Source organism: Cryobacterium sp. PH31-L1, assembly GCF_030063145.1.
In the GTDB taxonomy this organism is placed as follows: Bacteria; Actinomycetota; Actinomycetes; order Actinomycetales; family Microbacteriaceae; genus Cryobacterium.
Map to the genome: position 1 here is coordinate 589,420 of NZ_JASISM010000001.1, position 20,488 is coordinate 609,907.

Genomic DNA, 20,488 nt, shown 5'->3' on the forward strand with positions numbered 1-20,488 from the left:
CGGCTAGCGTAGTCAGGCACCCTCGGGGCGACTGATCTCGCTCCGTGACGAACATGGAGGTCTCGATGTCCACCCAGCAGGCAACCCGCACCACGAACTCGCACAGCTCCGTGGCTCTCGGTATCGGCGTGGCCGCCATTGTCGTGTTTATCGTCGGATCGATCCTGCTGGCGCTGCTGCCCGGCAATCTCGTGGTGATCGGCGTCGTGACCGTGCTTTGCTACCTCCTGCCGGTTGTCGGCATCGTCGTCGGCCACAACGCGCGCCGCCGCGAGGGCCCGCAGAAGGCCTCGAAGTTCGGTCTGATCCTGTCGTACATTGCGTTCGGTCTCGTCGTCATTCCGCTCTTGTTCGACATCGTCGTGCGGATCACCCAGCTCGCCTGATCGACGTCTCAGACGAGCGGATGCTGCTGCTCTACGTCAGAGCGGGGATGATCGCGCCGGAGAACACCTGCCAGGCCAGTGCGGTCTTGGCCACGAGGCTCAACGTGATGTAGACGCGCTCGCCCTGCAGGTAGTCACGCCAGGCACCGACCTGGCGGTACTGCAGCCACTGGTTCGCCGCGAAGGTGTTGAAGAACAGGAACAGCGAAATGATGATCCCGTAGACGAAGGCAGGCGGTGACACGTTGCTGTTGGAGCCCGGCGCAACGACGTAGATCAGAATCACGATCCACGGCACCGAGCCCACCATCGACCCGAAGACGAATGGCAACATTTGTCGGCTACCCGGCGTCTCGTACTTCTCCTGCAGCGCCCCGAACAGAATCATCGCGGCATTGGCCGCGAAAATCAAAAACAGCGCCGCAATGTCGGTTATGCCGGTGATCTGGGCGATCAACCAGATCATGATCGAGGAGCTCAGGGCGTACTCGACCCATCGGAAGTAGTTATGGTTCTGCTTCAACCCCGCCGAATAACGGGGAAAGAACCCGGGTGAAGAGATGAGGAAGTGGAACAGGGCAGACAGTGCGAGAAACGCCACGACGCCGATGCCCACATTGACATCGAACAGGGTGACGCGTTCGGGCGGCACCGGAGCGCCCGGGGCACCGCCCAGGTAATCGGCCGTGACGGCGAAAGTGACCTGCGTGCTCAGCAGTGTCAGCACATAAGCGAAGCCGACAGCCTGCAGCAGGTGCAGGGAACCGGCAACGATGTTGTACCGGCGTAGGCGGGAGATCTGCTGGTCAGTGCTGCGAACCTTGCGTGCCATCATGCGTCTCTCATGCTGTTTGAGGGGAAGAGCGGCCAACGAATTACCCGTCGACGAGCATCGTGAGGTATGAAACCGTGCTACCACGAGTTTATGCGGCCTCGGGTGGTCTTCTCGTCGTCGGAAAGCCGAATATCGCTGCACGTCGACGTCGACGTCGACTCAGCGACGGGCTTCGCGGAGCCTCAGAGCGCAGCGTGCCGAAACAGCTTCGCGGGCTTGCCCACGAGGCCGGGCTTGTACGCATCCGTTTCGCTGAGTTGGGGCAGCACGCGCCGACGGAAAGTGTCTTTGCCAAGTGGTTCACCCGCGATCGCGGAGTGCAGGCGCAGAAGTTCGAGCAGCGTGAACTCCAGGCCGAGCAGGAGCTCGGGGTCGGGCGAGGCCTGATAGGAGTTGCGCAGGGTGTCTACCGCCATCCGAAGTATTTCCCTGTGGTCGTAGACCAGGTCGCGAGCCTCAGACACGGGCGTCAGTTCAATCTGCGAAACGGATGCCTCAGGTACCGCCACGAGATGCGCCACCGAGATCACCCAGCCCCGGTTATCCCGTTCTGGGGCATCGAAAACATGCAGCTGGCGCGGGCGCAGGCCAATAATATGGGCCTTGTCGCGCAGGGAGCGGAGCACAGCGTCGGCGAGGGTTTCGTGCTCGTGCAGGAAGGTTCCGGGCAGACGCCAGCCCTCTTTGTTCTGTACGAGGGCCACGCAGAGAGCGCCGTCTTTCACGGTGAGCACGGCCGTATCCACGGCCACGGAGGGGCGGGGGTAATCGGTGAGAAGTTTCTTGGCGCTGTCTCGATACTCGGTCATAGGTTGATTGAAGCAGAGTTGAGCCAATTATTCAAAAGTGTGCTACGTTGGCAATAGATGAACTTTGATCTTATTACTTGGGGAGACCACATGACACAGAAAAAACTCACCGCCGCTCAGAAAGATCGCGCTGCCGGCGTGCTGCTCGGCTTGGCCAGCGGTGACGCGCTCGGCGCCGGCTACGAATTCGGCCCGCCCCTGCAGAGCAGCACCCCCGTGGTCATGAAGGGTGGCGGCGGCTTCAACTGGTCACCGGGGGAGTGGACCGACGACACCTCCATGGCCGTTCCCATTGCCCAGGCCGCCGCCGCCGGCCTCGACCTCCGCGACGAGAGGGTGCTCGACGGCATCGTGGCCCAGTGGGTCAACTGGGCCAAGACCGCACCCGACGTGGGGATCCAGCTGCGGGCTATTCTGTCGCGAACCGAGCCCACGGCATCCGCTGTGCGTGCGGTGGCGAAGGCGCACCACGAACGCAATGGACGAAGCGGAGGCAATGGCTCGCTCATGCGCACGGCCCCGGTGGCGCTCGCCTACCTGCACGACCCGGCGGCGCTCGCTGAGGCGGCCCGCACCCTCAGCAGCCTCACTCACTACGAAGCGGATGCTGGCGACGCCTGCGTGCTCTGGTGCCTCGCGATTCGGCACGCGGTGCTGCACGGCGAATTCGACGTGCGCGTGGGGCTGGCCGCCCTTCCCGCCGACCGCCGGGAGCTCTGGGAAGGCCGCATCGCGGTTGCCGAAACCAGCGAGCCGAAAGACTTCGCGCACAACGGCTGGGTGGTCGAGGCCCTGCAGGGCGCCTGGTCGGCCATCAGCACGACCAGCCAACTGGATGCGACACACCTGCGTCTCGCACTCGAAGCCGCGGTGCGCGGTGGTCGCGACACCGACACCGTGGCGGCGATCGCCGGCGGGTTGCTGGGGGCGCGGTGGGGCGCATCCGCTGTGCCGGCAAAGTGGCGCCGCATCGTGCACGGCTGGCCGAAAGTCAACGGCGCGAGCCTGACCGGCGCCGATCTGGTGCGGCTCGGCGAACGAATCTGTGGCGACGCGCAGAAGGAACGGTTCGACTACAGCTACCTCGGTGACGTCTCGACCCTGCTGCAGCACCCGCACGACGAAGGGGTCTGGATCGGCGCCGCGGGAGCCCTCGAAGCATTGCCGCCCGAGGTCGACGCGGTGGTCTCGCTCTGTCGAGTGGGCACAAAGCAGGTGCCCCCGCACATCCGTCACCACGTGGAGGTGCGCTTGATCGACAAAGACGACCCCGCAGAGAATCCCAATCTCGACTTCGTGCTCGTCGACACGGTGGATGCCATCGCCGCGCTGCGGGCCGAGGGGCACACGGTGCTGGTGCACTGCGCGCAGGCGCAGAGCCGCACGCCGTCGGTCGCGGCACTGTATGCAGCACTCCACCGCGGGGTAGCGATCGACTGGGCACTCAGGCAGGTGCTCGAGGTTCTGCCGCGCACCACGCCGAAGCGGTTTCTGCGAGACGCCATCACGCGCCTCGCCACCACCGAGGAGACGAGCAAATGACCAACCCAGCATCCAATGATTCCGGAAACAACTCGTCCACCAACGGTGACGAAGATGGTGGCGACGGCTACGAGGAATACACTCCGCCGGCCGACCGATTTCTCACCGCGCAGATCTGGTGGCTCGCGAGCGAACTGGTGCGCCGGCACCCGCACCTGCGCGTGTCGGGCCACGAGGTCGAGGGCGAGGGCCGCCTGGTGATCGTGCACGACGAGCAAGACAGCATGAGCATCCAGTGGGATCTCGTGGGCGGTTGCAAGTACCTCGTGAACGGCGCGGTCACCAGCATCAGCTGGATTGAGATGATGTCCGCGGTGAGCCCGCACGAAACCCTCAAACGCATCGAGGTGGGCACCGGGCTTGGCATTCCCAAGGCCGTGCCGGTCACCACACCACACTCGCTCACCTACCGCGTCATGGCCAGCGCGCTCGCCACCGCGGTCGACGACCGCCACGAGTGGTACGCCGTGCCTGCGCCCATGCGTCCCTACGACGACCCCGACTGCCCCTACTTTGCCCCGTTCGCGTCGGCACGCAAGGCCCGCGACGACTACGCAGAAGCAGCGGATGCCCAGATTCTCGCGACCGGTCGCGACATCCACTTCTTTCAACCGTTCTGGGCGCTGCTGTGCAACCTCGAGCCGGTCGCCATCTTCGATTCGGCCGGGGTGATCCACACCGAATGGGGGCCGGTCGAGCTGATGCCCACCTATGACCAGCTTGGGCGGCGGCTCGCTTTCACCACGGCCCGCGTGCTCGGCCTCAGCCTGCCCTGACGACCACCGAACCAAGGAGCGCCACCGTGTCCAACCCCGCCCCGAAGACGCCCCTAGCGAATACGTTGGTCGACGTGCAAGCATCGGTCGCTGATTACATGCTCGCGACGCCGCAAGCGTCGATGCTCGACGTCGCCGTCAACCTCGCCCGTTCGGCGCACGCCGGCCAGCGCGACAAGCTGGGCGTTTCGTATATCTGCCACCCGCTCGCCGTGATGCGCCGGGTCACCACCGACGACGAGAAGATCGTGGCCGCCCTGCACGACGTGGTCGAAGACACCGCCGTCACGCTCGACTACCTGCGCGCCCTCGGCTTCTCAGAACACATCGTGCGAGCAGTGGGTGCCATTACCAAGAAACAAGGAGAACCGCTCGCCGAGTCGATGGCCCGCGTTGCCGCCGACCCGCTCGCGCTCATCGTGAAGCGGGCCGACATCTCGCACAACGCCGACCCTTTGCGGCAGGCCGGGCTGTCGGATGAGGCGCGGGCGCGGCTCACGGAGAAGTACGAGAGGTCGGCGGGGTATCTGGGCACGACGCTGGAAGAGATCCTCGCCCAGCACGCGGTATAGCCAGCGCAGGAATCGACGCTTTGGCTATAAAACGGCTAGAGAAATAGCCAAAATATCGGCTAAAATTCCAGCATGCGGACTATGTCAGTTAGTGAAGCGAAAGACAAACTTTCTGCCCTCGTTGAGAGCGTCGAGGCAACCCATGACGCGGTGGTCATCACGCGACACGGTAAGCCAGCCGCTGTGATGATCTCCCCGGACGACCTTGAATCGCTGACCGAGACACTGCGGTGGCTCACCGATCCTCTCCATCATGCTGAAGTTGATGAAGCCAAGGCTGACCTCGCGGCCGGCCGCACGCTGAGCCTCGCAGAGGTGCGTGCACAGCTGGCGCGCCGGTAGTGACCGTCGGCGAACCATTTGAAGTGCGGCTGACCGGTCCCGCCGTTCTTGCCCTCGAGCGGATGCCGACCAAACTTGCCGACGCCGTCCTCCGCTTCTGCGAGGGTCCCCTCGCGGAGAACCCGCTGCGCGTCACCAAAGCGCTTGGTGCCGAACTCGCCGGTATGCGAAGTGGCTACGTTGGAATCGCCTACCGCGTTCTGGTCGAGGTCGATGAAGACGCGCACGTCGTTTTCGTAATGCGCATCGCGCACCGCGCCGACGCGTACGGATCGCGCTGAACGGCACGAGACCTCACGGCCCGCAGGAGGCCTCGAGGTTCGGTCTGATCCTGTCGCACGTTGCCTTCGGACTCGTCGTGATTCCGCTTCTGGTCGACTTCCTCGTGCGGCTCACCCAACTCGCCTAATCAATCATCAAACAAGCGCATGCTGCTACTCGCGCGATTCCGCCGCAGCACTGCTAGCTGAACACGTCAACGAAGCTGAACAGGAAGAAGCCAAGTCCCAAGATTCCCAAGATAAGTCCGGCTATGGCGATGCCGCGGCCGGCAACTCGATACCCGAGGCCCTCTAAAGTGAATGATTTCGACAACCCGATGCTCGAAAAGATGACGCCGAGAATGCTGGGCAGTGCGAGCGGGTTGAAGATCATGCCGATGAGTGCGAGCACGATGCCCGTGTAGGCCATGGGGTTATTTCGGCGCAACTGCCGATCCTTCTCAATGCGCTTCATGCGGGAACTACTCCCGACCATCGGCTGCTGAGCCGCGGGTGGCAGGGGAGCCATCGGAACGTACCCTCCCGCTGCGGGTACATAGGTCGGAACAGCGGGCGTTTCGACGGGGGCGAATTCGCGCGGGGCCGGCTGCGGGGGTTCAGCCCACTCGGTGCCATTCCACCAGCGATTCTGCGGAGTCCCGCTGGGGTCTGGGTACCAACCGGGTCCTGGAGTGGTCACGTCTACATCCTCGTTCTGACGGTGAGTGCGTCGTCCTCCCCAGAATAGGGATGAACCGCAGCCCGCTGCCGCCCCCAACACGGGGAATACGCCTACTCACCCTCGCTCGATTTAGTGGCGACACAATAAACGCTAGATTGGCTGTGATCAGCGGGGGATGAATGACAACACAGCAACCGGGCATGCGCGACCAGATCGCCGCCCAATCGGTCATCGAAGAGTTGCTCCGCCAGCAGCTGACGATGCCACCGCGCACGCGTTTCGCCCGGTTCTGGGGAATCAACCCGCTGGCCGCCGACAGCGTCGCCTGGTATCGCGGCGCCCAGGGCGAGATCGAGGTCGGCAAAATTCTCAGCCGGCTCCCGCCCGAGTGGCGAGTCTTCCACGCTCTCCCCATCGGCAAAGCCAGCGCCGACATCGACCACCTCGTAGTTGGTCCCGGCGGAATCTTCACCATCAACACCAAGCACCACCGCGGCAAGAAGATCTGGATCGCCGAACGGTCCTTCCTGGTCAACGGCCAAAAGCAGCCGTACCTTCGAAACTCCACATTCGAGGCCACGCGCGTCACCAAAAAGCTTCACGGGCGGATGCCGCAGCTCCCGCCCGCGCAGGCCGTGATCGCGCTGGTCAACCCCGCGTCGATCACGATCAAGAAGAAGCCTGATGGCGTCAGTGTTCTGGATGCCACGGATTTGAGGCGCTGGCTCCTAAGACGGCCGGTGCAGCTCGACGAAGTCCAGCTGGTCGAGCTCGCTGCCATAATCGACGCGCCCGCATCTTGGTCTGCACCCGCGTCGCCAACGAGTTCCGACTTGATGGCGCAATTCGCTCTTATCGACGGTGAAGTCAAGACGGCGAGGGTACGACGCGTCACATGGACCCTGCTCAGCTTCGCGACGGTGGCCACGCTCGTAGTCTTCGTCGGTGTGCCGCTCTACGAAAAGTTTGCCCTGGGATTCTCGGCGCCCTCTAGCGACCCATACTTGGCGCTAGATGTCGCGGTAGGTGTCGCCGTTCCTCGCACGCCGGTTTGGAAGAAGACCTGGACGGCACCTGAGACAGCAAAATTCACGGGATGATGCACCGGTAAGCACACAGATCAAGCTATCTACACCACGGGGTGAAGCCGCTTCATGTGATGCTCGATCACCAACGCAAACTCGGGTCGACATCTCCCCCAGGCGCAAGGCTTGCTGACTCGATGGCGAGAGTCGCTTCCTTTGTCATCACACGCTGAGCACTTTTGGAAAAGCAATCTCGGCAACGCCCAAACCCTTTGGCCCGACGACCCTTGCGGTTGCGTGGCACCTGGTGCGTTCAGGCCGTGGTTAGACAAGAGTGGAGCAGAGACTTCCCCATCGTCGACCGTGTGCCCAGCGAGGTGACCGCCCCAGAAGCAAATCCAACACCGCCCGGGCAATACGGCATAGTAGAGATTAGTGGTCACGAAGCGACTCCACCTCTGGGCGACGGGTCGATTTTATGGCGGCATCAAGTATCTTTCGTGCAATGGATGCGTAAAAAAAGTGGCGCGAGAGCGCTGTTATTGAATGTAGGGGGCAATCTTGGTAGCAGGACTTTTTGGGCTCGGGAGTAGCAGTCGTGATTTTGCCCAGGCAAATTCTTGGGGAAAGAATGTTTTCACGAACAGCCTCCCAATCGCTCTTGCTCGATATATGGACAGCGAGGGTCTGGACCCTGTCTTGATCAGCGCGTACGAGACATCAGCTGGCCGGATCGCAACTCGCCAAACGCTGACTCCACTCAGCCAAATTCTAAATGTTGAACCAGACAAGGCCCGATTTCTTTTCGAAACAATTTACAGCCGACATATTCCATTCTCGAAAGATGCACCCGAGAAATCCGATGTTGTCATCGCAGCTACTGACGGCAGCCACAGGCGTGCTCTAGAAATAAAACTTACGACAGTCCCCGATAGCTCATCAGCCGAAAAACCGCACGATCAACAATCTTGCGAAATAGTTTCGCGCCCGCTTATGATTGAACAGCTCGCCGTCACAATATGCGCCTCTTTTGGGCTGAAGCGGCGTCGTATTCTAAATGAATTGTTAAATGAGTTCATTTCTCATCCTGCCCAAATGCCCTGGCCGGACGAGCCCAAGATGCTGGCACGACTGCCTGAAATTCTTAACGCCGTTGAACAAGTTATCCGGCGAGGACTCGAACTCCAGACTCCGATGGTTCTTCACCCGATATGGAGAACTGTGGGCAAAACGCCTGTGCTTGAGGACGATTGTTTTGATGTTTTCGTCTGGACTGACCTGGCGTGGAGCCAGCTGCTCCTTGACTCGTCTAGGACGATTCGAGACGAGATATCTCGGCCACAGCGCTCCATTATTTGGCTAGTGAAAATGCTCTGGGACTATTCGACGCAGGGTTCATTTGATAGAGCAAATACCTTCGAGTCCATTACCTACAATAAGCAGACGGACAAGGCTGCCTCATTTGCAGGCAACAAGACCATTGTTCACCTTCGTGGACAATACCTATCCTCACCACGCATCCCCGCGTCAGCGCTATCGAATATTATTCTCGGTGACGGGGTGAAATTCCTCGCCCCAGAGCGTCGGCTTGATGCAGCGATTTTCATTCAGGTGATCCGTGACAGTGTCAAGCCATCGGCAGCGCTTGGCGGGCCAGTCGAATAGCATGCGGAATACCTGTCCTCTAAACTGCCAACCGCGACTTCAGCGCATCCAAGGCAGTAAGAACCGGGCAATGGGATGTTTGGCACGTGTGCAAGTGGGCAAGGACGATGTTTGCGAGGTGACTCGATCTCTTCTGCACGCACGACGGGACGTGACCCGACGGGCCGGATCACGCACGCCAATACTCGAGCTCTACCGGCCCTGAGGCATGTAGACTTGACGTCAAGTAGTTGACGTCAAAGAATGTAGGAAATATGCGTGCTGTAGACCTTTTCGCCGGTTGTGGGGGGTTGTCGAGGGGATTTGCGGATGCGGGGGTGGATGTTGTCGCTGCATTCGAGAATTGGGATCCGGCGATCGCGACATATCGCCAGAACTTTGATCACCCAATTTTCAAGATGGATCTCTCAGATGTTGAAGGAGTGTCGTCCCTTCTCAAAAGTGATTTTGCTCCAGACATGATTATTGGCGGGCCCCCGTGTCAGGACTTCTCGAGTGCCGGCAAGCGCATCGAGCAGGGCCGTGCAGACCTCACTGTGGCATTCTCTCAAATTGTTTCAAAGGTTCGACCGGCCTACTTCGTAATGGAGAACGTTGAACGAGCAAGAGGTAGCGCGGCATATCAAGACGCACGTGCGAACTTCAAAGAGGCCGGGTATGGTCTCATTGAGACAGTTCTGGATGCAAGCTTCTACGGGGCACCGCAGAAGCGCAAGCGATTCTTCTGTATTGGACGCCTTGGGGCAGAAGATTCATTTGTTAGCGTCCCGCCAGAAGCCTTGGCCTCTACGAAGCCAATGACGGTTCGCGACTACTTTGGAGAATCTTTTGGCGGTGACCATTATTATCGTCATCCTCGCAACTACAGCCGCAGAGCTGTGTTTTCGATCGATGAGCCTGCCCCGACGATGCGGGGAGTGAATCGCCCTATCCCAGGCGGTTATCCGGGTCATTCCGGCGATAGTCATGAGTTGGATGGTTCGGTGATGGCTATTACGACGGAGCAGAGAGCACGCATTCAGACGTTCCCGTCCAGTTTTATTTGGGAAGGACCAAAGACACATGTTGAGCAACTCATTGGCAATGCGGTTCCAGTTAAGCTTGCTGAATTTATTGGCCGATATGTGATGGACCATGCTCGATCCCAGCATGAGAATTCGTTGGATGAATTCCTTGTTTGGCTTGAAGCGCGATCAGCTGATGGTCATTCGCGGTCCTTGAACGACGTAGTGTCGCGAGTTCGCAGAGCCAATCAACTTCAGCCTTTTCCCGAATACCCAGATCTCCAATATTTAGTTGATTTAGCAGCCGGAGTTGGCTTCCAAGAATTGGTTCCGGCAGTCCGATCTCAACTTCGTCGAGCCGCAAAGTTGTATGTAGAGTTCATGACTCCTATTCCTTCAGGTGGTGAAAGTAAGCTATCGCGTCCCGCGACCCCCGAATCTAAAAACGTGGTGGTCTAGTTTCGTTTCGTCGTGGCATCGGTCGATATTTGACTGAGCTTCAGGTGTGCAGAAGTGATTTTGCAGGGCGCGCGAAGTTCAATCACCGCGTCAGGTAACTCGGTCGAAGTTGCGCACGATGGCCATTGTGTGAAATGGGATCCGGATGATGGTGTTGCAGCGGTTCGCGCGGCCGGATTTTGCGACCGAGCAGACGGCATCCGCTTTTCTGGAACGCATCAGCGTGCGACTGCCCGAGATCACCGGGCCGGCTGAACACCAGGATTACCTCGCTCTGCTCGATCGCTGCCTGCTCGACCGGCAGCTCTCGGCGCACGAAGCGCAGGCGCTCGTGCAACTCGCCGCGGAGCTCGGCCTGAGCCGGCACCGCTGCGAGCTGCTGCACGGCGAGTATTTCGCCGCGCTGGCCCGCATCGCCTGGGCCGACGGCGTACTCACAACGCATGAGATGGCCGACCTCGTCGACGTCGCCAACCTGCTCGACATTTCAGCGGATGCCTTGGACGCCGCGCTCGACCAGCCCGAGCCGACGGTGGTGGTGGTAACCAGCGCGCATTTCGAGCTGCACCTGGGCGACCTCGTAGTGCTGACCGGCGAGATGATGCGACCCCGTAGTGACTGGGAGTCGGAGCTGCTGGCCCGCGGCTTCGCCCCGAATAACGCCGTGACCAAGAAGGTCACGCTGCTCGTCGCCGCCGACCCGGACTCCCTCTCGGGCAAGGCCCGCAAGGCTCGCGATTACGGAATTCCGATCGTGGGGGAGGCCGCCCTGGCCCGGCTGGCCGGAGCGTTTCCGCTGCGCTGAATGCCGGGAACGTTTCGGCGTTTAACGACCGCAGCTGGCCGCGCGCCGCTCTGCGGTCAGCTGCATACCGGCCGGACACATGTACATCGCGATCACACGGATGTACATTTGAGGAATGTCGAAGTCAAGTGTCACCGACGCTAGGGCGCGCCTGCCCGAGTTGATCGCCCAGGCCGCCTCAGAGGCCGTCTTCTTGGAGCGTCGCGGAAAAGTCGCTGCTGTGCTGGTGAGCCCCGAGCACTACGCGCGCATGCAAGAAGCGCTTGAGGAGGCTGAGGATGTAGCGGCGTTTGACGTGGCGATGGCCGACGAGGGCGACAACATTCCCTGGGAGCAGGTCAAAGCGGATCTCGGTTGGGTGTGAGCAAGTACCGCATCGAATTGCGCCCGGCAGCGGTCAAAGCTTTACGTCGTATTGATCTGCAGGACCGCGGTCGGGTACAAGGTGCCATCGCCCTGCTGGGCGAAGACCCTCGACCGCCCGGGGCGAGAGCGTTGCAAGGCCGGGACGGCTATCGGGTGCGGGTGGGCAGCTATCGCATTATCTACACCATTCGCAACGACGTCCTTGTGGTGGTCGTGGTCACCGTCGGTCATCGCCGGGACGTGTACGAGTAGCGCGTGGTGCTGCTCGACGGCCGCGTTATCGTTGCCCACAGCGCCGCCTTCGACGTCACAGCAGGACGACCTCGTGCTGCTCGACGCCTCGAGAAGATTCGCAACGTGGCCCTGGTGGGCCGCTCGGACGCCGGGACTATGCTCGCGCAAGCGCTGCTCGTGGCCACCGGCGCCCTCACCCGCATGGGCTCCATTCTCGCCGGCAGCACCGTGAGCGACTCCGACCCAAGCGAGATCCACCAGCAACGCTCCGTGACGCTGTCGGTCCTGCCGCTGTCGCTCGGTGACATCAAAGTGAACCTGCTCTCACGCGAGCTCAGTCTTAACGTTCTCCTGCCGCAAAAGCCCCGGACATCAGGTCGATCTCGCTCTCAGCAATGCCAAGCAGGCGCGCTTCGGCGGCCCAACCGGAGACCGCATCGGCAATCTGAGCGAGGACCACCCGGGGGTTGCGCACCCGAAAATAGGGCGCCACGTCTAGCAGCATGTCGGTGTTTGCCGTGTAGGTGTCGAAGTCGATGGCGGTCGACAGGTGTTTGGTCCCTGGTGTGGGATTGGGGTTGAGATCGAACGCCGGCGACAGATTCCAACTGCCTTCGGAGTCGGACCGTAGAAAGCCATGATTCCGAAGATGATCGTCGGTATTGGAGATCAGGATGGAAAATGCTATCCGCCGCCACAGCTCGTTGAGCTCACTCGTAGCCGACGACGATGACTGTTCGATGACCTCGGCGATTTCCAAATAGCTGCGCCGCTCACCGTCGACCGCTTCGAGCATGGTCATCGCGCTCGCGTATCCGATTCGGTGTGACTCCTGCCGATCGAACCGATTGAGGAGGAGCACGTTTCGTCCGGCAACGTTCATCAACTCGTGACGCGGTGTGTTGATGCCGGCGCGGGACGCGAGAGTGAGGGATAGGTGCTCCCAGGCCATGACATCCCATTCGTCACTGCCCACGCGTGGGAATTTCGCTATCAACAGTTCACCGCGACCGTTTACGACGGCCGCCTTTGGACGTGCGCCTCCGATCGAGCTTCCGGCACCCAACAGCAAGCGCAAAGCTTCGTCATCCGGGTTTTCACTCTCCACCGATTCGACGGCACGGAGCAGTCGCGACAGGTCAACGAGGTGTGGCACACTCCCGGCCTCTTCGGCTTGCCAGGCAGCGGCGTCAGGCATGCGGAATCGAATGGCTCCTTGGCGCAGGTCATCCCTGACGCCGAGGGTGAAGTCGAGTTCGCCGAAACTGCGCTCAGTGACACCATTTCTGGAAGCGCGACGGCGTTCCGACCGTTCGAGGAGTCGCCGCCCCCACCTGTCAGGAGCGCAGTCGGTGAATGCGCCGAACAGGCTATGACCATCCGTTGTATTGAACGCGCCCGACGACATCGGAAGGGCAGGATCGAGAGAGTAGGCGCCCGGCTTTGCCAGATACTCAGGTGTGTAGGCGAAGGTGGCACTCTCGGATCCCCGTCGACGGTGTGAATAGACGGTTCCGGCCCGCACGTCGGAGCCGTTCAGTTGTACCCACACTTCGGCGTCAGTCATGAGACACCCGTTTTGGCGTGCTTTGTCGCACCCGCTGCGGCAGAATCTCTTCGGATCGGAGCCGGCCCAGATCGCTGCGGTACGGGTCGGCACTCGAGACGATCGTGTCCATGATTCCGAGGGCTCGGAAGATGCGCAGCGTTGTTTCCAGGCTGACGCCGCCGTTGCCGGATTCCAGTTTGGCGAGGGTGCCCCGGCTGACGCCGGCCCTGTCGGCGACCTGCTCCATGGTCAAGCCAAGAAGCTTGCGCCAGGTTTGAGCGTCGGCTCCGAGTTCGCGGATGGCGCGACGAACGGGAATGGGTGTCCGTCGCTTCTCTGGCACGGCGGTAAACCTCCTTTATGTTTACTAGAATACACATTACAAATGATAATGCGCAGACAAACGAGCATTAAATACGAATGAAAATAACACCAACCAGACAGGGCGTGTAAAACTCCGCGACCCCCGGGCTGAGCCGATTTCATCGACCGTGGTCAGCGTCAATGTCATTGACGGCCAATCCGGTCGACCGTCCTGCGGCCCGTTGGGTTCTCCTCCACAGGCCTGACTCTTTTCGTGTTGTGCACAGGAACACTTGATCACGGAGGGGCTAGGAACTCTCGGTTGCACCACGATCATCGTGCGGATGACCCTCGAATCGCTGCAGAGCCTGCCATCACAAGATCCATCGAGAAGGCTGGGACGTGGTTGTGACAGACAACGTTGTGTACTTTATTCCACCCGCCACCGTCGACCCAAGGAGAACTCCGCGCCGGTGCGGACTCCGAAGGGACACGACGGCCCGCATCTCAGGCGAGAGAGATGAACGCGGCCGGGTGCGTGCTCTCGCTCACGGCGGGAGTGCCGATTCTAGAGGCTGGTCGGTCGGGGCCACCAGCCCGGCATGAGGTCAGCGATCGCCGCAGCGTAGGCGGCGGCATCCGTGCGGTTCGATGCCGACCAGTATTCGATCGATCCGACCAGGCCGCCGCTGATGAACGCAGCCGCGCTCTCGTTGTCGACGGCGGTCGCGATGCCCTGCTGGCTCCAGCTGTTCATCGCAGTGAGGGCGCGGTCACGCATGCGCTCGGTGAGGTGGACGCGAAAACCCGACCCGACCGGCGAGGTGAACAAGGCGCGGTAGACGGGGCGTCTCGTCGCCACGTGCTCGAGGAGCTGCCGCAGGGATGCGGCGTAGGCGGTGCTGATCGATTCAGGGGTGCCGGCTCTCGCCGGATCGATGTCGACGCGGGCGATCGAGTCAAGTTCACCCACGAAAAGTGCCGCCGCGAAGCTCACCACGTCGGGGGAGTGGCCGTAGAAGGTGGTGCGGTGCACCCCCGCTTCCCGGCAGAGGCCGGCGACAGTGATGCTGTTGAGGTTGGTGCTGTCGAGCAGTCGCAGCAGGGCTTCAGTCAGCGCTTGGCGGGTGCGCGCCATGCGTGGATCAATCTTCATGGCGGCTCCTCCGTTATTCGCTATCGGCTCAGTGCTCGGGGCCGAAGGGGGTGACCGATGCCGTGATGCGCCGGTCACCGTGCCGATCAGCTTGTGTAGTGTGACAGTCCGGCGGTTTCTCCGCCATCCGCAATGAACTCAGCTCCGGTGGAGAAGCTGGACTCGTCGCTGGCGAGGAACAAAATGAGGTTGGAGATCTCTTGCGGCTCGCCCGCGCGGTGCAGAGCCACGTGGTTCTGAGACTGGTCGAGCCCCTCGGTCATCGGGGTCTTGATGACGCCGGGGTGCACCGAGTTGACCCGCACGTTGTACTGGCCGAGGTCGAGCGCTACCGATTTGGTGAGGCCGCGCAGGCCGAACTTCGTGGCGGTGTAACCGGGCAGAGCCTCGTAACCTTGGATGCCTGCAGTCGAAGCGATGTTGATGATTGAGCCGGCCTTCGACTTGATGATCTCAGGAACGGCCGCCTTGATGCCGAGGAAGGGGCCGGTGAGGTTGATCGCCAGGATCGCGTTCCACGCGTCGATCGTGTAGTCGGCAATCGGGCCGAAGTTGGCGATGCCAGCGTTGTTGACCAATACGTCCAGTCCGCCGAAATCGGTGACAGCCAGTGCCACGGCGGCTTCCCAATCTTCGAACTTCGTTACGTCGAGGTGAATGAAGCGAGCGGAGTCCCCGATTTCTGCGACAAGGGCGGCGCCTTCCGCGTCGAGGATGTCGCCGATGACAACCTTCGCTCCCTCTTTCGCAAGCAGCCGAGCGTGCGAGGCGCCCATTCCGCGTGCTCCACCACTGATGAGTGCGACTTTTCCTGTGACACGAGCCATGTGAATCCTCCTGTTGTCGATTGAAGACTGCGGGGCGGGCGTGGCATCGGCGGAATCTGATTCTGTAGGTCGAATCACGTTTCCCCGTCAGTATCTATTCTACTAGTGTCGAATAAGTTTCTGGGAGATGCCGGTGTGTGATCCGCACGACTGTCTGCGCCGCGCGACGTTGACACCTTCGGTACTGGGAGTCGCGGCGGTGCAGCGGTACTCGGTGGTTGACCTGCCTCAGAAGTCAGCGCGCGTTAGGGCGTGTCGACGATCTGCTTGCCGAGGGGCATGAGTGCGACCGGGATCAGCTTGAAGTTGGCGATGCCGAAGGGGATGCCGATAATCGTCACGCAGAGCGCGATGCCGGAGAGCAGGTGTTCGAGGGCGATCCACCAGCCGGCCAGAATGACCCAGACGACATTGCCGAAAAGTGACGCGGCACCAGCACCCGGGGCGTCGACCACGGTCTTACCGAACGGCCAGAGCGCGTAGACGCCGATGCGAGCCGCGGCGATTCCCCAGGGGATGGTCACGATGAGAATGCACATGATGGCGGCAGCGAGCATGTAACCGAGGAACAGCCAGAAGCCGGAAAGCACGAGCCAGATGATGTTGAGGAGGGTCTTCATGGTGGCACTATTCTCTCAGGTGGCTGCCGCCGGGTACGGCACGATCCCCGTTCTGCGGGCAAGATGGTCGTCATGGCCCACCGTCAACGACACCCAGCCGAGGCTGACCCCGCAATGGACCGGGCGCAGAAGACCTGCGCATCGTGCGGGCGCCGCATTGAGTGGCGCGCCAAGTGGGCCCACAATTGGGATTCGGTGAAGTACTGCTCGGCAGCGTGCCGGTCACACGGGGTCAGCAAGACAGACCTGCAGCTCGAAGCGACCATCGCGGCGCTGCTTCAGGCTCGCGCGCACGATGCCACGATCTGCCCGTCGGATGCGGCGCGGGCAATCGGCGGCGAGGAGTGGCGCGACCTGATGGAGCCCGCCCGCCGGGCCGCACGACGCATGGTCGCCCGCGGCGAATTACAGATCACCCAGGGCGGCGTGGTGGTCGACCCGTCAACCGCCAAGGGCGCGATTCGGTTGCGAACGCCGCGCTAAGCGTTACCACTAGGAGGAGCGATCGACATGACAGTGACCTGCGTCATGATGGTCTCGGAGGACGGCTACGCGGCGGGCGTGAATCAGAGCCTTCAGCATCCGCTTGGAGAAGGCGGCGACCGACTGGCCCGCTGGCGGTTTGAGCGGCCCGACGAGAACGCCGCTGAAATCGCCGCCATTGCGACCGCGGTGCTGCGCGCCGGCGAGCCGTTGTTGGCGGGACTGGACGACCTCAAGCTTGAGAAGCTCAGCTCAGTTGAGCGGCAACTGGTCACCCACGTGACTTATCGGGTGGCGCGCTGAGCGGGCTGCGCTGCTAGTCCAGTTGCAGTGCGAGGCGCAGCGCATCGTCGATGCTTTCGAGTTCTTCCCGGCTGACGTGTCCCACGAGCACGCCGAGACGTTCCGGCGCGACAGCGGATGTCTGCTCGACGAGCACCTGTGTCAGTTCGCCACCGATCGAAATGGTGGGGCGAAAGCTTCTGGGCCGAGCGGAACGGGACGTCGGGGCCACCAGGACGGTCGACAGCATGAGATCGTCGGACTGCAGGATGACCGCGAAACGCTCATCAGTTTGTTCGTGGCCACGCGTGCCCCGTGCTGCGCGCAACCGGTGGATGTCACCACGCACGCAGGTCGTCCATGTCACTGAGCACGGCTCGGCTTTCTGCGAGGTCGGCAGCGTCAGTCAGCAGAGCGGTGGACTCACGCCGCATAAGGTCACGCCGTTTCTGGCGTGCAGCGTCGAGCAGGGCCTGACGAATCGCGGCAGAGACTGTTGCGCCGTCGGCCGTGAGCTCATCGAGAGCCTGTTGCGTGAGTTCGTCGGTGCGAAAGTTGACTATGGCCATGAAACGAGCGTAGTACGACATGTAAGACACCGCTAGAACTGGTCGTCATGCATCAACGCGCTCCCGCCATACGTGGGACCATGACGCATGTCCAACTTCGGGAACGAGATCGTCTATCAGGCCGTGCAGCAGGACAACTGGTGGCTCAATGGCGGCGGTTGGCTCGTGTTGGCCCTGGTAAATGCGGGCCTGGCCGAACAGAAGAACCGTTCCCGCTGGAACTGGTTCGTGATCTCGCTGTTTCTCGGACCCGTTGCTACGTTCCTCATCGTGGTCTGGGCGCCGGTGACCCAGCCGCCACTCGAACTACGAAATCCGTTTGAGAAGGCCGACGGCCGCTATCTCACCCTGGCCCTGCTGTCCCTGCTGATCACGGCCGGTGCGCTGACCTTCCTCGTGGCCGGGCAAACCTGGTACACGTGGTGGATCAGCGGTGTCGGCGCTGTGGCCGTCGTCGTCTTCTTCCTGCTCTTCCTGCGTGCCCGTGCCAAGCGGATGGCTGCGCGAGCGCACGCCTACGCCGCCTCCGACGAGCGTTAGGGCGCACCGGACGAAACGCCACACCGACCGCGACGCGGTGTCTGGGAGCTCGCCCTGAGCATCCGTTTGGATAGGTCGCTCGCGGGCATCGTTCGGTATCGTTGAGTATCGTTCGCACTTCATAACAAGGAGGCAATCATGGGCAATTCATACCCAACCGGCGGATTCAACGCCAGCAACATGGACGGCATCTGGCAGGCGATGGAGCAGTTCCGCTCCCGCTTCGAGAAGCAATCGAGCACCGGTACCCGCGCCGGTCGCGGCGAGGTGCGCACCGCGGTGCTCGCGCTGCTCGCTGAGCAGCCGATGCACGGCTACCAGATCATCCACGAGATCGAGGAGCGCAGCGGCGGCAGCTGGAAGCCCAGCGCAGGCTCGGTCTATCCCACGCTGCAACTGCTTGCTGACGAGGGCCTGATCAGCGCCGAAGAGAGTAACGGTCGCAAGATCTACTCGCTCACCGATGCCGGACGTGAGGCTGTCGCTGACACCGACACCAGCGCGCCGTGGGAAGCTTCCGCGTCGACCGGTGGCCGCAGCCACGCTGCACTGCCCAAGGCCGGCATCGAGCTTGCACAGGCTGCCGCCCAGGTAGGGCGCACCGGTTCGCCCGAGCAAGTCACAGAGGCCGTGGCCGTTCTCGACGAGGCGCGTCGCAAGCTCTACTCGATCCTCGCCCAGGACTGACCGGGTGCCACTGGCTCGACGAGGTAGCTACGATTCGAATTCGGGCGCGGGCAATATGCGCGCCCGGTACCGCCGCATTCTGCGATTTGCCAGTTGGTATCTCGCGATCACGTGGTGGTTCGAATTGTTCCTGCCTCGCATCGGGCTGATCAAGATTGCCGAACGCACCCGCTCCAAGCGCATGCAGCGTTTCGCCAAGGGATTTCACGTGCTCGCGGCTGACCTCGGCGGCCTCATGATCAAGGTCGGGCAGTTCATGTCATCGCGCCTCGACGTGCTGCCGCCCGAGATCACCAAGGAGCTCGAGGGGCTGCAAGACGAAGTCGCCCCGGTTCCGTTCCCGGCGATCCGCGCTGCTGTCGAGGCGGAGCTGGGCATGCCGCTCGAGCGGGCCTTCACATCGGTCGACGAGACGCCGGTGGCGGCGGCATCGCTCGGGCAGGCGCACCGAGCTCGGTTAACCGCCCTCGATGCCGCTGACACCGGGCTCGACGGGGTCATCATCAAGGTGCAGCGACCGGGCATCGACCAGATCATCGACGTCGACCTCGCCGCCCTGCGCAAGGTAGGCGGCTGGCTCAGCCATGTGCGACTGGTCTACAACCGGGTCGACATGCCGGCCCTGGTCGAGGAATTCGCGGCGACGAGCCTCGAAGAGATCGACTACCTGCACGAGGCAGCCAGCTCGGAGCGCTTCGCGGCGGCTTTTCCCGATGACGACCGGGTGAGCGTGCCCAGCATTGTCTGGGAGCGCACCACTCGCAAGGTGCTCACCCTCGAAGACGTGACGGCTATCAAGATCACCGACGTCGATGGTCTGCGAGCGGCCGGCATCGCCCCGGCCGACGTGGCTCCCGTCTTCGCCGAGGTCATGTTCGACCAGATGTTCACCATGGGTTTCTTCCACGCCGATCCGCATCCGGGCAACATCTTCGTCACCCCCGACGCCGACACCGAGCGCGGCTGGAAGCTGACCTTCATCGACTTCGGCATGATGGGCGAGGTGCCCACCAGCACGCGCACCGGACTGCGAAAGATGCTCATCGCGGCCGCTTCGCGCGATGGACGCGGGCTGGTCAACGCCATGAACGACGTGGGCGTGCTTCTGGCCTCGGCCGAGACCACCGAGCTTGAACGGGCGATGACGCAGTTGTTCGCCCGTTTCGGCGGCATGGGTTTCGCCGAGCTGCGCGAGGTCGATCCGCGGGAATTCCGCGACTTCGCGGTGCAGTTCGGCGACGTCGTGCGCTCGCTGCCGTTCCAGTTGCCCGAGAACTTTCTGTTGATCATTCGGGCGATGTCCCTCACCTCCGGGGTGTCGAGCGCGCTCAACCCGGCGTTCAACCTCTGGGATTCGGTCGAGCCCTACGCCGCGCAGCTGCTGCGTGACGAGAGTGGCAACCTCGTGCAGGACTTCGCGAAGCAGGCGATGGAGACCGTCGGCATTGCCGTTCGTCTGCCGAAGCGACTCGACGAGCTCATCACCCGATTCGAAGACGGCACGGTGGCGGTCACCAGTCCCGCCCTCGAGAAGCGCATCGCGCGCCTCGAGCGCACCGCACGCCAGGTGGTGTCGGCGTTGTTGTTCGGCGCCCTGCTCATCGCGGGAGTATTACTGCGAGCGGATGATGCGGTGCTGGGCACCGTACTAATTGTTGCGTCGGTCGCGCCCCTGTTGCACGCGCTGTTCGCGGGCCGTCGCGTCTGACT

General features: G+C 62.0%; 27 protein-coding genes. 17 read left to right on the forward strand and 10 right to left on the reverse strand.

What is annotated here, in order from left to right:
• Window positions 1-65: 65 nt before the first annotated feature.
• A complete protein-coding gene (locus QMF22_RS02850; protein WP_283450151.1) occupies window positions 66-386 on the forward strand; it encodes a hypothetical protein in 321 nt (106 codons plus the stop codon).
• A 31-nt stretch (window positions 387-417) separates the two neighbouring features.
• On the opposite strand, the gene heR is transcribed toward QMF22_RS02850, so the two are convergent.
• Together heR and QMF22_RS02860 are read right to left on the reverse strand one after the other, a co-directional pair.
• Complete coding sequence (gene heR / locus QMF22_RS02855; RefSeq protein WP_283450154.1) at window positions 418-1,221, reverse strand: heliorhodopsin HeR; 804 nt, start codon at window positions 1,219-1,221, stop codon at window positions 418-420.
• Between the two features lie 182 nt (window positions 1,222-1,403).
• Window positions 1,404-2,030 (reverse strand): NrtR DNA-binding winged helix domain-containing protein, encoded by a 627-nt coding sequence (locus QMF22_RS02860; protein WP_283450156.1) that lies wholly within the window; start codon window positions 2,028-2,030, stop codon window positions 1,404-1,406.
• 90 nt (window positions 2,031-2,120) lie between these two features.
• Between QMF22_RS02860 and QMF22_RS02865 the strand changes: the two genes are divergently transcribed.
• The 5 genes from QMF22_RS02865 (at window position 2,121) to QMF22_RS02885 (ending at window position 5,543) form a co-directional block, all read left to right on the forward strand.
• Window positions 2,121-3,572: an ADP-ribosylglycohydrolase family protein gene (locus QMF22_RS02865; RefSeq protein ID WP_283450158.1), complete on the forward strand. Its 1,452-nt coding sequence runs from the start codon at window positions 2,121-2,123 to the stop codon at window positions 3,570-3,572.
• Entirely contained in the window at window positions 3,569-4,348 is a 780-nt protein-coding gene (locus QMF22_RS02870; RefSeq protein ID WP_283450162.1) for a TY-Chap2 family putative peptide chaperone, read from the forward strand. The genes QMF22_RS02865 and QMF22_RS02870 overlap by 4 nt, the downstream gene beginning before the upstream one ends.
• 26 nt (window positions 4,349-4,374) lie before the next feature.
• A complete protein-coding gene (locus tag QMF22_RS02875; protein WP_283450164.1) occupies window positions 4,375-4,920 on the forward strand; it encodes a phosphohydrolase in 546 nt (181 codons plus the stop codon).
• 81 nt (window positions 4,921-5,001) lie between these two features.
• Window positions 5,002-5,262, forward strand: coding sequence for a type II toxin-antitoxin system Phd/YefM family antitoxin (locus QMF22_RS02880; protein ID WP_283450166.1), 261 nt, complete (start codon window positions 5,002-5,004; stop codon window positions 5,260-5,262).
• Complete coding sequence (locus QMF22_RS02885) at window positions 5,262-5,543, forward strand: type II toxin-antitoxin system RelE family toxin (RefSeq protein WP_283450168.1); 282 nt, start codon at window positions 5,262-5,264, stop codon at window positions 5,541-5,543. The genes QMF22_RS02880 and QMF22_RS02885 overlap by 1 nt, the downstream gene beginning before the upstream one ends.
• Before the next feature lie 181 nt (window positions 5,544-5,724).
• On the opposite strand, the gene QMF22_RS02890 is transcribed toward QMF22_RS02885, so the two are convergent.
• Entirely contained in the window at window positions 5,725-6,222 is a 498-nt protein-coding gene (locus tag QMF22_RS02890; protein ID WP_283450171.1) for a DUF2510 domain-containing protein, read from the reverse strand.
• A gap of 161 nt (window positions 6,223-6,383) precedes the next feature.
• Between QMF22_RS02890 and QMF22_RS02895 the strand changes: the two genes are divergently transcribed.
• From QMF22_RS02895 to QMF22_RS02920, 6 genes are all read left to right on the forward strand, one after another.
• Window positions 6,384-7,304, forward strand: coding sequence for a nuclease-related domain-containing protein (locus tag QMF22_RS02895; protein WP_283450173.1), 921 nt, complete (start codon window positions 6,384-6,386; stop codon window positions 7,302-7,304).
• Window positions 7,305-7,790: 486 nt separating this feature from the next.
• Window positions 7,791-8,894 (forward strand): HindVP family restriction endonuclease, encoded by a 1,104-nt coding sequence (locus QMF22_RS02900; protein WP_283450176.1) that lies wholly within the window; start codon window positions 7,791-7,793, stop codon window positions 8,892-8,894.
• 254 nt (window positions 8,895-9,148) lie between these two features.
• Window positions 9,149-10,357 carry a DNA cytosine methyltransferase gene (locus QMF22_RS02905; RefSeq protein WP_283450179.1) on the forward strand — a complete coding sequence of 403 codons (1,209 nt, stop codon included), beginning with the start codon at window positions 9,149-9,151 and terminating at the stop codon, window positions 10,355-10,357.
• A 145-nt stretch (window positions 10,358-10,502) separates the two neighbouring features.
• Window positions 10,503-11,162 carry a BRCT domain-containing protein gene (locus tag QMF22_RS02910; RefSeq protein WP_283450182.1) on the forward strand — a complete coding sequence of 220 codons (660 nt, stop codon included), beginning with the start codon at window positions 10,503-10,505 and terminating at the stop codon, window positions 11,160-11,162.
• 115 nt (window positions 11,163-11,277) lie between these two features.
• Complete coding sequence (locus tag QMF22_RS02915; RefSeq protein ID WP_283450184.1) at window positions 11,278-11,526, forward strand: type II toxin-antitoxin system Phd/YefM family antitoxin; 249 nt, start codon at window positions 11,278-11,280, stop codon at window positions 11,524-11,526.
• Window positions 11,523-11,780 (forward strand): type II toxin-antitoxin system RelE family toxin, encoded by a 258-nt coding sequence (locus QMF22_RS02920; RefSeq protein ID WP_283450186.1) that lies wholly within the window; start codon window positions 11,523-11,525, stop codon window positions 11,778-11,780. Before QMF22_RS02915 ends, QMF22_RS02920 begins: the two co-directional genes overlap by 4 nt.
• 322 nt (window positions 11,781-12,102) lie before the next feature.
• Here QMF22_RS02920 and QMF22_RS02930 read toward each other — a convergent pair whose 3' ends face one another.
• The 5 genes from QMF22_RS02930 to QMF22_RS02950 all read right to left on the reverse strand — a co-directional run bounded on the left by QMF22_RS02930 (window position 12,103) and on the right by QMF22_RS02950 (window position 16,217).
• Window positions 12,103-13,329 carry a type II toxin-antitoxin system HipA family toxin gene (locus QMF22_RS02930; RefSeq protein WP_283450188.1) on the reverse strand — a complete coding sequence of 409 codons (1,227 nt, stop codon included), beginning with the start codon at window positions 13,327-13,329 and terminating at the stop codon, window positions 12,103-12,105.
• Window positions 13,322-13,654 (reverse strand): helix-turn-helix transcriptional regulator, encoded by a 333-nt coding sequence (locus QMF22_RS02935; RefSeq protein WP_283450191.1) that lies wholly within the window; start codon window positions 13,652-13,654, stop codon window positions 13,322-13,324. Before QMF22_RS02935 ends, QMF22_RS02930 begins: the two co-directional genes overlap by 8 nt.
• 528 nt (window positions 13,655-14,182) lie before the next feature.
• On the reverse strand, window positions 14,183-14,770 hold the full coding sequence (locus tag QMF22_RS02940) for a TetR/AcrR family transcriptional regulator (protein ID WP_283450193.1): 588 nt from the start codon (window positions 14,768-14,770) through the stop codon (window positions 14,183-14,185).
• Between the two features lie 86 nt (window positions 14,771-14,856).
• Entirely contained in the window at window positions 14,857-15,597 is a 741-nt protein-coding gene (locus tag QMF22_RS02945; protein WP_283450195.1) for a glucose 1-dehydrogenase, read from the reverse strand.
• Between the two features lie 245 nt (window positions 15,598-15,842).
• Entirely contained in the window at window positions 15,843-16,217 is a 375-nt protein-coding gene (locus QMF22_RS02950) for a YccF domain-containing protein (RefSeq protein WP_104133257.1), read from the reverse strand.
• A gap of 72 nt (window positions 16,218-16,289) precedes the next feature.
• Here QMF22_RS02950 and QMF22_RS02955 point away from each other — a divergent pair, with 72 nt between their 5' ends.
• Window positions 16,290-16,700 (forward strand): DUF2256 and DUF3253 domain-containing protein, encoded by a 411-nt coding sequence (locus QMF22_RS02955; protein ID WP_283450202.1) that lies wholly within the window; start codon window positions 16,290-16,292, stop codon window positions 16,698-16,700.
• 27 nt (window positions 16,701-16,727) lie between these two features.
• Window positions 16,728-17,003, forward strand: coding sequence for a hypothetical protein (locus QMF22_RS02960; protein WP_283450203.1), 276 nt, complete (start codon window positions 16,728-16,730; stop codon window positions 17,001-17,003).
• A 13-nt stretch (window positions 17,004-17,016) separates the two neighbouring features.
• Here QMF22_RS02960 and QMF22_RS02965 read toward each other — a convergent pair whose 3' ends face one another.
• Together QMF22_RS02965 and QMF22_RS02970 are read right to left on the reverse strand one after the other, a co-directional pair.
• Window positions 17,017-17,331 (reverse strand): type II toxin-antitoxin system PemK/MazF family toxin, encoded by a 315-nt coding sequence (locus QMF22_RS02965; protein ID WP_283450205.1) that lies wholly within the window; start codon window positions 17,329-17,331, stop codon window positions 17,017-17,019.
• The gene (locus tag QMF22_RS02970; RefSeq protein WP_283450207.1) at window positions 17,321-17,551 is read right to left on the reverse strand and encodes a hypothetical protein; all 231 of its coding nucleotides are present in this window, start codon (window positions 17,549-17,551) and stop codon (window positions 17,321-17,323) included. The genes QMF22_RS02965 and QMF22_RS02970 overlap by 11 nt, the downstream gene beginning before the upstream one ends.
• An 87-nt stretch (window positions 17,552-17,638) precedes the next feature.
• On the opposite strand from QMF22_RS02970, the gene QMF22_RS02975 reads away from it, so the two are divergent.
• The 3 genes from QMF22_RS02975 to QMF22_RS02985 all read left to right on the forward strand — a co-directional run bounded on the left by QMF22_RS02975 (window position 17,639) and on the right by QMF22_RS02985 (window position 20,486).
• Window positions 17,639-18,091: a hypothetical protein gene (locus QMF22_RS02975; protein WP_283450209.1), complete on the forward strand. Its 453-nt coding sequence runs from the start codon at window positions 17,639-17,641 to the stop codon at window positions 18,089-18,091.
• Window positions 18,092-18,229: 138 nt separating this feature from the next.
• Entirely contained in the window at window positions 18,230-18,778 is a 549-nt protein-coding gene (locus tag QMF22_RS02980) for a PadR family transcriptional regulator (protein WP_283450211.1), read from the forward strand.
• 55 nt (window positions 18,779-18,833) lie between these two features.
• Window positions 18,834-20,486 (forward strand): ABC1 kinase family protein, encoded by a 1,653-nt coding sequence (locus QMF22_RS02985; protein ID WP_283450213.1) that lies wholly within the window; start codon window positions 18,834-18,836, stop codon window positions 20,484-20,486.
• The last annotated feature ends 2 nt before the right edge of the window (window positions 20,487-20,488 follow it).